Genomic DNA, 14,550 nt, shown 5'->3' on the forward strand with positions numbered 1-14,550 from the left:
ATTGGGGGTCAGGTGGTGAGGCGGCCGTACCGGCGACAGACCGGGAGGCCGCCCGGCAGGTGCGCCGGGCCCTGCCCGTGCCAGTCCGTGACGAGGGCGTCCAGCGCCGCCACGTGCCGGTGCGACAGGGCGGCCGGCGAGGCGCCCAGCTCCCGGGCCCACGCGTGCAGCACCCGGGTGCGTACCGCCGCCGGCAGCGCGGCCAGGCCGTCGACCGAGAGCCCGCCCTCGGCCGCCCGGACCTCGGCGAGCGCGGCGGCGGCCAGATCGTCCAGCGCGGCGGTGTCGGCGGCCAGCAGGCGGGCGGTCCGGGCCAGGTTGCCCACCACCCCGGGGCCGAGCGCCTCGACCAGGGCCGGCAGCACGTCGGCGCGGACCCGCGAACGGGCGTACGCCGGGTCGGCGTTGTGCGGGTCCGCCCAGGGCGTGAGCCCGAGCGCGGCGCACGCCCCGCGGGTGTCGTCGCGGGAGACGTCGAGCAGCGGGCGCAGCAGCGGCACCCCGTCCCACTCCCGGTGGGGCGTCATGCCGGACAGGCCGCGCGGGCCGGCGCCCCGGGCCAGCGCGAGCAGCACCGTCTCGGCCTGGTCGTCCCGGGTGTGCCCGAGGAGCACCCCGGCGGCGCCGTGCCGGCGGGCGGTGGCCAGCAGGGCGGCGTACCGGGCCTCGCGGGCGGCCGCCTCCGGGCCGCCGGGCCGGCCGGCGACGGTCACCGGAACCACCTCGACGGGGTCGAGACCGGCCTCGCCCGCCCAGCGGGCCACCCGCTCGGCACGCTCGGCCGAGCCGGGTTGCAGGCCGTGGTCGACGGTCACCAGGCCGGCCCGGCGGCCGAGCCGGGGCGCCACGAAGGCCGTGGCGGCGGCCAGGGCCAGCGAGTCGGCGCCGCCCGAGCAGGCGACCAGCACCGGCCCGGCCCCGGGCAGCCCGGTCAGCGCCCGGCGTACGGCCAGCCGCACCGCGGCCACCGCCGGGGCCAGCGCGGCCACCAGGCTCAGCCGGCCGGGGGGATGTTCGCGGGCCCGCCGTGCACCCGGGCCACCCAGGCGTCCGGGTCGCCCAGCTCGTCGAGCCGGGGCAGGGTCAGCGGCGAGGAGAAGATCTTGTTGAAGCCGGCCATGCCGACCCGGTCCACCACCCCGTGCACGAACTTGCGGCCCTCGGCGTACTGGCGCATCTTGACCTCGATGCCGAGCACCCGGCGGATCGCCTTCTCCAGCGGGTTGCCGGACTCGCGGCGGCGGTTGAACGCCGCCCGGATCGACTCGACACTGGGGATGACCTGCGGGCCGACGCCGTCCATGACGAACTCGGCGTGCCCCTCCAGCAGGGTCATGAGCGCGGTGAGCCGGTCCAGCACGGCCCGCTGGGCCGGGGTCTGCACGATGTCCAGCACGCTGGCCCGGCTGTCCGGGTCCTTCACCGCGTCGGAGAGCGTGGCCACCCCCCGGCGCAGCCGCTCCAGCAGGTGCTCGCCGCCCTGCGACGCGTCCACGAACGCCTGCACCTCGCTGAGGAAGTACGCCCGCATCCACGGCACGGCGGTGAACTGGGTGCGGTGGGTCACCTCGTGCAGGCAGACCCAGAGCCGGAAGTCCCGGGGGTCGGCCCCCAGCTTGCGTTCCACCTCGACGATGTTCGGGGCGACCAGCAGCAGCTGGCCGGGGTCACCGGCGAAGACCTCGTACTGGCCGAGCACCCGGCCGGACAGGTACGCCAGCACGGTGCCGGCCTGCACCCCGGTGAGCCGGGAACCGATCGCCTCGGTGAGCGGCCCGGGCCGCTTGTCGCCGGAGAGCCGGTCCACCAGCGGGGTGATCACCTCGCGGAGACCCGCGATGTTGGCGGCCGCCCAGTCCCGGCGGTCGACCACGCGGACCGGCGGGTGGCTGACCTGGGAGCGCAGGCCGGTGTAGTCGGCGACGTGGCCGGCGGCCTCCTCGGTCAGCCGGCGCAGCTCGCCCACCACGTCGGTGGCCTCGGCGTACGACACCCGGGGGCCCGACTTGCCCAGTGCCCCCGCGGTCGCGGCGGCCAGATCCCAGTCCACGAACTGCGCCATGAACCCACCGTACCCGCGCCGCGACACCCCCACCCGGGCTCACGAGCGCCGATCGACGCCGGTCGCAGCGGGCGGGACGGTCAGCGGCAGCCGCAGCCGGCCAGCGCGGAGGAGATCCGGTCGAGGGCCTGCCGGGTCTCGTCGAGGGTGTCCGGCGTGCGGTCGGTGAGGACGGCGAAGGTGAGCAGCCGGCCGTCGGCCGTGCTGACCAGCCCGGCGATGGCGTTCACCCCGCTGAGCGTCCCGGTCTTGGCCCGGACCACGCCGGCGCCGGCCTTCGTCGCCGCCGCCTGGTAGCGCTCGTCCAGGGTGCCGGACCAGCCGCCCACCGGCAGGCCGCCGAAGATCGCGGCCAGGTCGGGATGGCTGCCGTTGCCGGCGAGCGTGATCAGGTCGGTGAGCAGGGACGGACTGATCCGGTTGGTGCGGGACAGCCCGCTGCCGTCGGCCAGGCTGATCTCGTCGGCCGGCAGGCCCAGCTCGCCGAGCACCTGGTCGGTGGCTGCCGCGCCGCCGGCGAACGAGCCGGGCTTGCCCTTGGCGAGCGCGACCTGGCGGGCCATCGCCTCGGCGATCACGTTGTCGCTGTCGCTGATCATGATGTCGACCAGTCGGACCATCGGCAGCGACTGGACCTTGCCCAGCTCGGCGCCGGGGGCGGGCGTGCCGGTCGCCGTGGCACCCGTGTCGGCGGGCGCGGTGCCCCGCTTCACCTCGGCGGCGGCGCCGGAGAGCCCCAGGAGCTTGGCGAACTGCCGGCCGGCCGTGAGGTCCGGCTGGGGCACCCGCTCGGCCGCGTGGTTCATGGCCTCCTCGGTGCGCCGGGCCTCCGCCGCGTCCCGCCGCGCGCCGTCGGTCATCAGCGCGGTGATCGCCGCGCCGAACCCGCCGGTGGGGATGTCGGAGTCCCAGCCCGGCTCGTACACCGGGCCGCTGAACAGGGACGAGTCGACCGTGACCCTGGTCGGGGCGGTGCCACCGAGCGCCTTGCGCACCTGCGCGGCGAGGTCGTCCAGCCGGGCCGCGCCGGGATAGAAGCCGTTCTTGTCGACCGCGAGGGTCGGGTCGCCGCCGCCGACCAGAACCACCTCGCCGGGGGCCGCGCCGGCGACCGCCCGGGTGGGGATCCGGTACGCCGGGCCGCGGGCCGCCAGCACGGCGACCCCGGTCGCCAGCTTCGTCACCGAGGCGGGCACGGTCGGGCTGTCCTGCCCGCTGCCGTAGAGCGCCTGGCCGGTGGCCACGTCGGCCACCGAGACGTTCACCCGGTCGCCGAGCGCGGCGGCGCGGACCAGAGGTTCGAGCGCGGCGCGCACCCCCTCGGGGGTGGGCAGCGGCGCGTTGCCGTCCGCGCCGGCCAGCACGGCGGGCGGCGCCGGCTCGGGCGACTGCGCGGCGGCGGTCGGCGAATCTCCGCCGCCCAGCCAGCCGGCCACCGGGCCGGGACGGACGACAGCCAGCCCGACCACGGCCAGGGCGAGGACCAGCACGCCGGCCAGCACCGCGATCAGCGGGGGCCGGCGCCGGCGTGGTGGCGGGGGCGACGGCGGCGGCGGGGCCGCGCCGATCGGGGGCACCGGCGGGCTCACCGGAATGCCGCCGGGCGCGTCGTACCCGGGCCAGCTCACCGGTGCGGCCGGACCCGGGCCGTGGTCCTGCGGGCCGGCCTGTCCGTAGTCGCGCGGGGCGGCGCGGCCGTGCTCCCGTGGGGCGGCCTGGCCGTACTGCCGGGGTTCGGCCTGGCCGTACTGCCGAGGGTCGGCGTGACCGTACTGCCGGGGTTCGGCCTGGCCGTGGTCGCGTGGGGCGGCCTGGCCGTACTGGCGGGGGTCGGCGTGACCGTGGTCCCGCGGCGCGGTGCGGCCGTATTCCACCGGGCCGGGGCGGCCGTACTCGCCGGGGTTGGCGCGGCCGACCGGGGCGGACCCGGCGGCGGGCCCGGGGCGGTGGGCGGGGTTGGTGCCGGGGACCGAGACGCGGCCGGTGGCCCCGCCGGAGGCGGAACCGGCGGATGCGCGCCCGTCAACTCCGTCGGGGCGGTAGTGTGAATCTTCCCTCCCCACGACCCCCTCCTCCCCCGCTCAAAAGCGCCTTGGGTGACACTACTTCGGTCCGAACACTATGCGGCGGCCGGAGCCGGCGGGGGGCGTTCACCCCGTCCGGTGGGCGGCGCCACTGGTTTCCGTCAGCCAGCGTGGGCAAACGAGGGAGCGTGGAAGATGGATTTCGACGTCACGGTTGAGATCCCCAAGGGTCACCGCAACAAGTACGAGGTGGACCACGCGACCGGCCGGATCCGGCTGGACCGCACCCTCTTCACCTCCACGCAGTACCCGGCCGACTACGGCTTCATCGAGGGCACCCTGGGCGAGGACGGCGACCCGCTCGACGCGCTGGTGCTGGTCCCCGAGCCAACCTTCCCTGGCTGCCTGATCCGCTGCCGCACCATCGGCATGTTCCGGATGACCGATGAGAAGGGCGGCGACGACAAGGTCCTCTGCGTGCCCTACGAGGACCCGCGCCAGGAGCACCTGCGGGACATCCACCACCTGGGCGAGTTCGACCGGCTGGAGATCCAGCATTTCTTCGAGGTCTACAAGGACCTGGAGCCGGGCAAGTCGGTCGAGGGCGCGACCTGGGTGGGTCGCACCGAGGCCGAGGCCGAGATCGTGGCCTCGTACCAGCGCGCCAAGGAGGCCGCCGAGCGCGGCGAGACCCTGCACTGACCTGATCCGCGCCGACGGGCCCGGGCCGCTCCACCGAGCGACCCGGGCCCGCGTGCGTGCGGGTCAGCCGAGCAGGCCGCGGGCCCGGTCGTAGAGGTCGAGCACCGCGCAGGCCACCGGGACCACCGCCACCACCAGCGCGGTGTCGGTCAGGTCGGCCAGCCGGCCGAGGTACGGGGACACCGGCCGCCGGGCGTACGTGGCGCCGGCCGCGACGGCGACCAGGGCCAGGGCCAGCCCGCCGACGGTCAACGCCAGCCGGCCGGCGGGACCGGCCCGGTCGGCGAGCACCGCCCCGAGCAGGGCGTACCCGGCCAGCCCGGCGGCGACGGCGGGCACCCGGTGGCGGACCGCCACGAAGAGCCGGGAGCGCAGCAGCAGCACCCCGCAGCCCACCGCCACCAGCAGCCGACCGGCGAGCCCGCCGGTGGCGGCGAGCACCGCGGTGGCCGCGACGGCCAGCACCGCGTGCCCGAGCAGCATCCCGGTCAGCATCTCCTCGGTACGGGCCACGGCCGCGTGCACCCGGCCCCGGTCGGGCAGGTCCCGGACGCCGGGCGGGTTGCCGGCCGGCGCGGGCAGGGTGATCGGCGGCAGCGGCACCTTGCCGAGCCGGATGGCCAGCAACGGCAGCCCGCCGAGCGCGAAGACCAGCGCGCACAGCAGCACGGCGGCGGTGCCGGCCGGGTCGAGGAACAACCCGCCGAGGCCGGCCGCCGCGCCGGCCGCGCCGGTGGTCGCGCCGGCCAGGAAGACCCGGGACCGGCTGGCCACCCCGAGCAGGCCGAGCACCGACACCAGCAGCAGCGCCGCCGCGCCGGCGAGCAGTTCGGGCGCGCCGACCCAGGGCAGCGGACCGACCGGGCCGACCGGGTCGCCGGAGCCGACCGCCAGGGCGCCGGCCGCGGCGGCCCAGGGCAGCGCGTAGGCGCCGAGCGTGGCGCCGATCGGCCCGTCGCCGTAGGCCCGGGAGGCGGCGGTGGCGGCGAGCACCAGGAGGAGGGCCACCACGGCCGCGACCGGCCAGCCGCCGCCCGGCCCGGGGCCGGCGGCCAGCACGGCGAGCAGTCCGACGGCCAGCGGCACCCCGGCGCCGGCCAGGGCGGCGGCCCGGGTGGCCCGGGGCGACCAGGCGGCGCCGCGCCGGCGGGCGGCGTCGGCGATCGCCTCGATCACGTCGTCGTACTCCAGCTCGGGCCACTGGGCGCGGGCCGGGACGAGGTGCAGCACCTCGCCGTCGCGGACGCCCTGGGGCAGCAGCGCCTGCGCGGTGGCCAGCACCGCGCCGTCGGTCCGCCGCAGCACCCAGCCGCCGTGCCGTTCGCCGTCGTCGGCCAGTCCTTCCCCGGCGTGCCGGAGCACCTCGGGCAGCAGCTCGGCGAGGGGAACCTGCTCCGGCAGGGCCACGTCGACCCGCCGCCGGGGGGCGCTGATCGTGACCCGGGCCAGCCCGCTTGTCATCGATGTTTCTCCATATCGAGCGGGAACGGTGGCTGACGGACGAGTGGACTTTACCTACGATGAGCCAGGCTCGGGTTACCGAGAGCCATGGGGAGGCCGAGTGTCCACTGTCGTCATCAAGCGGCCGCCGCGCCGCCCGGCGCCGGAGATCCCGGCCGGTGAGCTGCCCGTGGAGGCGCCGCCGGAGATCCCCGCGGTGGCGGGCGGGCGCTGGCAGCAGGCGCTGATGGTGCTGCCGATGCTCGGCGGGACGGTGGCCATGGCCATGATGTTCGGCCGGGGCGGCGGGGCCTACTCGTACGTGGTGGGCGGCATGTTCGGCCTCTCCTCGGTGGCGATGCTGGTGACCTCGTGGGGCGGCGCCGGCCCCAGGAAGTCGGAGATGATGGCCGCCCGCCAGGAATACCTCCGGCACCTCGCCGCGCTGCGCCGCCGGGTCCGGGAGACCGCCGGGGCGCAGCGGGCCGGGCTCTACTACCGGCACCCCGACCCGGGGCGGCTCTGGTCGACGGTGGACAGCCACCGGGTCTGGGAACGCCGGCCGGGCGACCCGGACTTCGCCGTGGTCCGGGTGGGGGTCGGGCCGCAGACGCTGGCCACCCCGCTGCTCCCGCCGGTCACCCGGCCGCTCGACGAGCTGGAGCCGATGACCGCGGGGGCGCTGCGGCGTTTCCTGGACGCGTACTCGGTGGTGCCGGACCTGCCCGTGGCGCTCTCGCTGCGCAGCTTCGCCCGGGTCTTCGTCCGCGGCCCGGCCGGCGACGTGCGCGGGGCCGGCTCCCCGGCCGCCCAGGCGCTGGCCCGGGCGGTGCTCACCCAGCTCGCCGTCTTCCACGCCCCGGACGAGCTGCTCGTCGCGGTCTGCGCCGGGCCGGAACGCCGGGCGGGATGGGAGTGGGTCAAGTGGCTGCCGCACGCCCACCACCCGGCGCGCACCGACGCGCTCGGCCCGGTCCGGCTGGTCACCAGCTCCGCTGCCGAGCTGGAACGGCTCCTCGACGACGTGCTGGGCAGCCGGCCCCGGTTCAGCCCGGCCGGTCCGGCCACCGACGGGCCGCACGTGGTGGTGGTGCTCGACGGCGGCGACCTGACCGGCGCCACCGACCTGGCCGGCGACGGCGGGATCGACGCGGTCACCGTGCTCGACCTGGACAGCCCGCCACCGCGCCTGCTCGACCGGTACGCCCTCCTGCTCGACCTGGTCGACGGCCGGCTGCACTCGCACTCCGCCGACGGGCACGCCGAGGTGGGCGCGGCCGACGCGCTGGAGCCGGCCGACGCCGAGGCGGTCGCCCGCCGGCTCGCCCCGCTGCGGCTGGCCGGCACGGCACGCGGACCCGACGCCCCGCCCGGCGCCGAGCCCGGCCTGCCCGAGCTGCTCGGCCTCGGCGAGCCGGAGAGCTTCACCGCCGAGCAGGGCTGGACGCCCCGGGCGGCCCGGGACCGGCTCCGGGTGCCGATCGGGGTGGGCGCCGACGGCGGGGCGATCGAGCTGGACCTCAAGGAGTCGGCGCAGGACGGGATGGGCCCCCACGGGCTGCTCATCGGCGCCACCGGGTCGGGCAAGTCGGAGCTGCTCCGCACGCTGGTGCTCGGGCTCGCCGCGACACACAGCTCGGAGCAGCTCAACTTCGTGCTCGTCGACTTCAAGGGCGGCGCCACCTTCGCGCCGTTCGGACGGCTGCCGCACACGGCCGCGGTGATCACCAACCTGGCGGACGCGCTGCCGCTGGTCGACCGGATGGTCGACGCGATCAACGGCGAGCTGATGCGCCGGCAGGAGCTGCTGCGGCGGGCCGGCAACTTCGCGAGCGTGCGCGACTACGAGCGGGCCCGGGCGGCCGGCACCCCGCTCGCTCCCCTGCCGTCGCTGCTGCTGATCTGCGACGAGTTCTCCGAGCTGCTCTCCGCCAAGCCCGACTTCATCGACCTCTTCGTGCAGATCGGCCGGCTGGGCCGCTCGCTCGGCGTGCACCTGCTGCTCGCCTCGCAGCGGCTGGAGGAGGGCCGGCTGCGCGGGCTGGACACGCACCTGTCGTACCGGATCGGGTTGCGCACCTTCTCGGCGCTGGAGTCCCGGACGGTGCTCGGCGTGCCGGACGCGCACGAGCTGCCCCGCAGCCCGGGGCACGGTTACCTGCGCTCGGGCACCGACCCGCTGGTCCGGTTCAAGGCCGCGTACGTCTCCGGGGCGGTGCGCCGGCGCGGCGGCCCGGCGGGCGCGGCCGGCGCTCCCGGCCCCCGGCTGCTCGCCTTCTCCACCCACCTCGTGCCGGTGCCCGAGCCGGTCACCCCGGCCCTCCCCGCCGAGGAGGAGACCGGCGAGACCCTGCTCGACCTGATGGTGGGGCGGCTGGCCGGGCAGGGGCCGCCGGCGCACCAGGTGTGGCTGCCCCCGCTGGACTCCGCGCCCTCGCTCGACGAGCTGCTCGGCCCGGTCGGCGCCGACCCGGCGCGCGGGCTCACCGTGGCCAACCCGGAGCTGCACGGCGCCCTCCAGGTGCCGGTGGCCGTGGTGGACAAGCCGTTCGAGCAGCGCCGTGACCTGCTCTGGCTGGCGCTGGACGGGGCGGCCGGGCACGTCGCGGTGGTCGGCACCACGCGCAGCGGCCGGTCCACCCTGCTCCGCACCCTGGTCTGCGCGCTGGCGCTCACCCACACCCCGGCGGAGGTGCAGGTCTACTGCCTGGACCTCGGCGGCGGGACGCTCGGCGCGCTGCGCGACCTGCCGCACGTCGGTGGGGTCAGCGGCCGGACCGACGACACCGCGGTACGCCGGACCGTCGGCGAGATCGCCACCCTGCTGGCCGAGCGGGAGCGGCGGTTCGCCGAGGCGGGGGTGGAGTCGATGGCGGCCTGGCGGCGGCGACGGGCCGCGGCGCCGGCCGGGGGCCACCCGGCCACCGACCCGTTCGGCGACGTGTTCCTGGTGGTCGACGGCTGGAACACCCTGCGCGGCGAGTACGAGGACCTGGAACCCCTGGTCACCGAGCTGGCCACCCGGGGCCTGGCGTACGGGGTGCACGTGGTGGCGAGCGCGCTGCGCTGGTCGGACTTCCGGCCGGCGATCCGCGACCTCTTCGGCTCCCGGCTGGAGCTGCGCCTCGGCGACCCGGCCGACTCGGTGGTGGTCAAGCGCGCCCTCGCGGCGACCGTGCCGGATGAGCGGCCGGGGCGGGGGATCACCGCGGGCGGGTTGCACTTCCTCGCCGCCGCGCCCCGGGTCGCCGGCCTCGGCGACGAGACCGGGGACCTGGTCAAGGCGGTCGCGGGGGCCTGGGCGGGGCCGGCCGCGCCCCGGGTGCGGCTGCTCCCGCCGGTGCTGCCCTACGCCGAGCTGGACCAGGCGGCGACCACCGGGCTGGCCTTCCCGATCGGCGTGGCCGAGGCGGATCTGCGCCCGGTGGTGCTGGACTTCGCCGCCGAGCCCAACTTCGTGGTCTTCGGTGACGCCGAGTGCGGCAAGTCCTCGTTCCTGCGCGCGCTGGCCACCTCGATCGTCCAGCGGTTCACCCCGGAGCAGGCCCGGGTGATCCTTGTCGACTACCGGCGCAGCCTGATGGGCACGATCGAGACGGCGCACCTGATCGGTTACGGGACCGCCGCGCCGCACACGGCCGAGCTGGTCGAGTCGGCGGCCAGTTACCTCCAGGGACGGCTGCCGGGGCCGCACGTCACCCCGGCCGAGCTGCGTACCCGGTCGTGGTGGACCGGGCCGGAGCTGTTCGTCCTGGTGGACGACTACGACCTGGTGGCCGGCGGGCCGACCAACCCGTTGCGGGCGCTGGAGGAGCACCTGCCGCACGCCCGGGACGTGGGCCTGCACCTGGTGCTGGCCCGCCGCTCCGGGGGCGCGGGCCGGACCTCGTTCGAGCCGATCATCCAGCGGCTGCGGGAGCTGTCCACGGCCGGGCTGGTGATGTCGGGCGGCCCCGAGGAGGGACCGCTCGTCGGTCAGGTGAAGGCCGGCCCGCTGCCACCGGGCCGCGGCCGGCTGGTGACCCGGCGCGAGGGCGTACGCCTGGTCCAGTTGGCTCATCTCCCATCGGGGTGACCGGAGTTGCACCGTGGCGCGCGGGAAAACCGGTAATCTCCGAGCAGCATGTGTCTGACGCGATGAAATGGCTGGGGAATGTGACCAGGGATCGGCAGGGAGTTCCCACCGCGCCTCCCCGGCGTCTCGCCGGCCGCGGGCTGCTCGCCGCGGTGGCGGTCGCGGCCGCCGTGGCCGGTCCGCTCGCCCCGCCCGCTCACGCCGCGCCGGCCACCACCGTGCCGGAAGCCGCCCGGCTGGCACCGGCGGACGAGTTCACGGGGGCCGACCCGACCCGCGACGGCCAGTGGCAACTCGCCGCGTTGCGGGCACAGGCGGCGTGGCAGACCTCCACCGGTCGCGGTGTCATCGTCGCGGTGGTCGACTCCGGAGTGGACGGTTCCCACCCTGACCTGGCCGGCCAGGTGCTGCCCGGCGTCGACCTGGTCTCCGGCGGCGCCGACGGGCCCGACCCGGTGGGGCACGGCACCACGGTGGCCGGCCTCATCGCCGGGCGCCGGGACGACGACCGCGGCGCGGTCGGGCTGGCGCCGGACGCCAAGATCCTTCCGGTCCGGGTGCTCGACCAGGAGAACCGGTACGACGACGCGGGCACCGTCGCCGACGGGGTGCGCTGGGCGGTCGACCACGGCGCCCGTGTGATCAACCTTTCCCTGGGTGGCAGCGACACCAGCGACTCCCTTGCGGCCGCCATCGACTACGCCTTCGCCCGCAACGTCGTGGTGGTCGCCTGCTCGGGCAACCTGGCCACCTCGAAGAGCCGCGAGGTCTGGTACCCGGCCCGTGAGCCGGGCGTCCTGGCGGTCACGGGGCTGGACGGGAACGACAACCTGTGGTCCGGCGCCATCACCGGTCACGAGACGGTGCTCAGCGCCCCGGCCACCGCGATCAACGGGGCCCGCCCCGGCGGCTACTGGCTGGTGCAGGGCACGAGCTTCGCGGCGCCGCTGGTCGCGGCGACGGCGGCCCTCATCCGGGCGAAGTACCCGCAGATGTCGGCCGCCGACGTGGTCAACCGGATCATCACGACCGCTCGGGACCTCGGGCCCACCGGCCGCGACGACCGGTTCGGCTACGGCATGGTGGATCCGGTGGCGGCGCTGACCTCCGACGTGCCCCCCGTGCAGCGCAACCCGCTCGACGACAACGACACCCCCGGCACCGTGGGCTTCGGCTGGGCGCCCGGCCTGGGCCCGGACACCAGGGCCGCCGCCGGGGCGGGCGGCGATCCCTTCAGTGTCGCCGCACCGGAGCAGCAGACGCCGTGGGCGGCCCACCCGGCCGGTCAGGTCGCCGACTCGGCGCGGGAGCGGCTCTGGCCCGGGCTCGCCCTGTTCGTCGCCCTGTTGACCAGTGCCGCGCTGGCGGTCCGCCGGCTACGCCAGTCCCGCCGCTGACCGGCGACGGCGCCAGGTCGCGGCGCGGCGAGGACGCGCCGCGCGGGAGTCGTCGATCCGCCGGTCTGACGGGGCCCCACCGTGGGTAGGGAACAGCGCATGAACACGCCCGGCGGCCTGATCTCCACCCGTGAGCGGTCCTGGCGGCGCCGCCGCCTCGACCCGGACCATTCGCTGGGGCTCCGGCTTACCCTGGCCGCCACCGCCGCGTTCCTGGTGCTGGTGCCGTTCGCCCTGCTCGCGCTGCTGGTGCTGGGCGCGTGGTCGCCGCTGTCCCGGCTGGACGCCGCGATCACCGACGCGCTGCACGGGTATGCCGTCGACCACCCGGCCTGGGTCCGGGTCACGGAGGTCTGGACCCACGTCTTCGGGCCCGGCCCGCTCCGGGTGGCCGCCGCCGGGGCGGTGGTGTGGCTGCTGTGGCGCGGCGCGCCCCGGCTCGCCCTCTGGGTGGTCACCACCATGACCGTCGGTGGGCTGCTCGGCGCGCTGCTCAAACTGCTCGTCGGCCGGCACCGGCCGGACCTGCTCGACCCGGTGGCCCGGGCGGCCGGCTACTCCTTCCCGTCCGGGCACGCGCTGAACGCCACCCTGGCCGCCGGGGTGCTCCTGCTGGTCTTCCTGCCGTTCGCCCGGCACAGCCGGGCGTGGCGCGGGGCGCTCTGGGCGGCCGCCGTGCTGATCGCGGTGCTGACCGGGCTCAGCCGGATCGCGCTGGGCGTGCACTGGACCAGCGACGTGGTCGGCGGCTGGCTGCTCGGCGTGGCGGTGGTGGCCGCCACCGCGGCCGCGTTCTCCACCTGGCGGACCCGGGTCGGCCGGCGGCCGGCGCGTACGGTCCGGGAGGGCGTCGAGCCGGAGGTGGCCGAGCCGGGGCCGGACGGCCGCCACGCGTAGTCCTGCGCCGGCTGGGGTAAAGGGCGGCTCATGTCCGATGTCGCGGTCCAGATCGCCCGGCGGGTGCTGCTGCCGGTCGCCCTGCTCTTCGCCCTCCTGGTGGCGTTGGGCCTGCTGGTCACCCGGGTGCTGTCGACGACCTGGCCGTTCACCGTGGAGGACACGGTCAACCGCGAGTTCGCCGCGCACCGGAGCGCCGGCTGGAACGACGTCTCGCTGGTGTTCAGCACGCTGGCCAGCACCCAGCTGATCGTCGTGGTGACCGTGCTCGTGGCGCTGGTGCTGCGGCTGGTGCTGCACCGCTGGCGGGAGCCGCTCTTCCTCTGCGCCGCCGTGAGCGCGCAGGCGCTGATCTTCCTCTTCACCACGATGGTCATCGACCGGCACCGGCCGGCCGTCGAGCACATGGACGACTCGCCGCCGACCTCCAGCTTCCCCTCCGGGCACACCTCGGCCGCGATGGCGCTCTACGTCGGCATCGCGGTGCTGCTCGCGCTGCGGGCGCGCAGCACACCGGCCAAGGTCAGCTGGTGGGCCCTCCTCGTGCTGGTGCCGGTCGGTGTCGCGCTCACCCGGATGTACCGGGGCATGCACCACCCGAGCGACGTGGTGGCGTCCTTCCTCAACGGCGGCGCCTGCGTGGCCATCATGGCGCGGGCGGTGCTGGACCGCACGCTCACCTGGGGCCGGGCGAAGCTGCCGGTCGGCCGCTCCGGCGACGATGTGACCCCGGCGAGCACGGCCGCCGGCTGACCGCCGGTGGCTCAGGTGCAGTCGCCGGTGGCCACTCCCCGGGTGCGTTCCGCGCCGGCCAGCGCCACCGACCGGGCTTCGGCGGCGGTCACCGCGAAGCCGGTGTTCGGGTCGTCCGCGGCGGCCGCGAAGATCACGCCGAGCACCAGCCCGTTCGAGGAGACCAGCGGGCCGCCCGAGTTGCCGCTGCGGACCAGCGCCCGGATCGTGTAGATCTCCCGGGTCACGTCACCGGACGAGTAGATGTCCGGCCCGGTGATCCGGTCGACGTCCCGGATCCGGGCCGGGCGGGCGTCGTACGGGCCGTCGAGGGGGAAGCCCAGCACGATGGCGTCGGCCCCGCTGCCGGCCTCACCGGCGGCGAAGCGCAGCGACGGCCCGGGCAGCCCCGGCACGTGCAGCACGGCCAGGTCCCGTGCGGGGTCGTAGACGACGACCTCGCCGTCGTAGCGCTCGCCGCGCAGTTCCACCGCCACCGACCGGGTGCCCGCCACCACGTGCGCGTTGGTCATCACACGGTCGTCGGCGTACACGAAGCCGGAGCCCTCGATGCGGCGGGCGCAGCTCGGCGCGGAGCCGAGCACCTTCACCACCGCCCGCTGGCTGTTCTTCACCACCTGGGAGTTGGCCAGCGCCGGGTCGGGCGGGGAGACCTGCCGGGCCCGGGTCGGCGCGAGGTCGCCGAAGACGTCCGGGAAGCCGTTGGTGTCGACCGTGTCGCGCAGGGCCGTGGACAGCTCCTGCGCCTGGTCCGGGAGCACCCGGTCGACCACGGTGAGCACCGCGCTGTTGCGCACCGAGGAGGCCAGCCAGGGCACCGACGAGGAGCCCAGCGGCACGGCGACCAGCCAGGCCACCAGCATGACCGCGAAGACCGAGATGATCGCGCCGCCGACGTCGTCGATCTTCCGGCCGGCCGGATCGGTGATCGCCGCCCGCAGGTTGGAGCCGAGCCAGCCGGCCAGCGCCTGCCCCAGCACGGCCAGCCCGAAGATGGCCGCCAGGGAGATCAGCACGCGGGTGCCGCTGTCGGTGAACTGCCGGGCGATCAGCGGCCCGACCTGGAGGCCGAGCAGCGCGCCCAGGAAGAAACCGGAGAACGACAGCGCCCCGATGACGAAACCCTGACGGTATCCGCTGATCGCGAACACGAGCATGAGCAGGAGCAGTACGAGATCCACGGCGGACACGCCCCCAGGG

The 14,550-nt window shown here is 76.3% G+C and carries 10 protein-coding genes; 5 read left to right on the forward strand and 5 right to left on the reverse strand.

Annotated elements, in window-relative coordinates; all coding sequences use genetic code 11:
• Positions 1 to 8: 8 nt before the first annotated feature.
• The 3 genes from tilS to dacB all read right to left on the reverse strand — a co-directional run bounded on the left by tilS (position 9) and on the right by dacB (position 3,639).
• Positions 9 to 989 carry a tRNA lysidine(34) synthetase TilS gene (tilS, locus tag ABZ452_RS12460; RefSeq protein ID WP_357941792.1) on the reverse strand — a complete coding sequence of 327 codons (981 nt, stop codon included), beginning with the start codon at positions 987 to 989 and terminating at the stop codon, positions 9 to 11.
• Positions 990 to 994: 5 nt separating this feature from the next.
• Positions 995 to 2,062: a zinc-dependent metalloprotease gene (locus tag ABZ452_RS12465; protein WP_357941794.1), complete on the reverse strand. Its 1,068-nt coding sequence runs from the start codon at positions 2,060 to 2,062 to the stop codon at positions 995 to 997.
• 80 nt (positions 2,063 to 2,142) lie between these two features.
• Positions 2,143 to 3,639: a D-alanyl-D-alanine carboxypeptidase/D-alanyl-D-alanine-endopeptidase gene (gene dacB, locus ABZ452_RS12470; RefSeq protein WP_357942000.1), complete on the reverse strand. Its 1,497-nt coding sequence runs from the start codon at positions 3,637 to 3,639 to the stop codon at positions 2,143 to 2,145.
• 642 nt (positions 3,640 to 4,281) lie between these two features.
• Here dacB and ABZ452_RS12475 point away from each other — a divergent pair.
• Positions 4,282 to 4,788 carry an inorganic diphosphatase gene (locus ABZ452_RS12475; protein WP_091266984.1) on the forward strand — a complete coding sequence of 169 codons (507 nt, stop codon included), beginning with the start codon at positions 4,282 to 4,284 and terminating at the stop codon, positions 4,786 to 4,788.
• A gap of 63 nt (positions 4,789 to 4,851) precedes the next feature.
• Here the strand turns inward: ABZ452_RS12475 and eccD are convergent, their stop codons facing one another.
• Entirely contained in the window at positions 4,852 to 6,249 is a 1,398-nt protein-coding gene (eccD, locus tag ABZ452_RS12480; protein ID WP_357941796.1) for a type VII secretion integral membrane protein EccD, read from the reverse strand.
• Positions 6,250 to 6,349: 100 nt separating this feature from the next.
• Between eccD and eccCa the strand changes: the two genes are divergently transcribed.
• The 4 genes from eccCa to ABZ452_RS12500 all read left to right on the forward strand — a co-directional run bounded on the left by eccCa (position 6,350) and on the right by ABZ452_RS12500 (position 13,350).
• The gene (eccCa, locus tag ABZ452_RS12485; RefSeq protein WP_357941798.1) at positions 6,350 to 10,303 is read left to right on the forward strand and encodes a type VII secretion protein EccCa; all 3,954 of its coding nucleotides are present in this window, start codon (positions 6,350 to 6,352) and stop codon (positions 10,301 to 10,303) included.
• 62 nt (positions 10,304 to 10,365) lie between these two features.
• Positions 10,366 to 11,700, forward strand: coding sequence for a type VII secretion-associated serine protease mycosin (gene mycP / locus ABZ452_RS12490; protein WP_357941800.1), 1,335 nt, complete (start codon positions 10,366 to 10,368; stop codon positions 11,698 to 11,700).
• A gap of 99 nt (positions 11,701 to 11,799) precedes the next feature.
• The gene (locus tag ABZ452_RS12495) at positions 11,800 to 12,597 is read left to right on the forward strand and encodes a phosphatase PAP2 family protein (protein ID WP_357941802.1); all 798 of its coding nucleotides are present in this window, start codon (positions 11,800 to 11,802) and stop codon (positions 12,595 to 12,597) included.
• 30 nt (positions 12,598 to 12,627) lie between these two features.
• Complete coding sequence (locus tag ABZ452_RS12500) at positions 12,628 to 13,350, forward strand: phosphatase PAP2 family protein (RefSeq protein ID WP_357941804.1); 723 nt, start codon at positions 12,628 to 12,630, stop codon at positions 13,348 to 13,350.
• Positions 13,351 to 13,361: 11 nt separating this feature from the next.
• Here ABZ452_RS12500 and ABZ452_RS12505 read toward each other — a convergent pair whose 3' ends face one another.
• Positions 13,362 to 14,540: a MarP family serine protease gene (locus ABZ452_RS12505; protein WP_357941806.1), complete on the reverse strand. Its 1,179-nt coding sequence runs from the start codon at positions 14,538 to 14,540 to the stop codon at positions 13,362 to 13,364.
• Positions 14,541 to 14,550 lie beyond the last annotated feature (10 nt).

Origin of the sequence: Micromonospora sp. NPDC005707, from assembly GCF_040631005.1 — a bacterium.
Lineage (GTDB): Bacteria > Actinomycetota > Actinomycetes > Mycobacteriales > Micromonosporaceae > Micromonospora.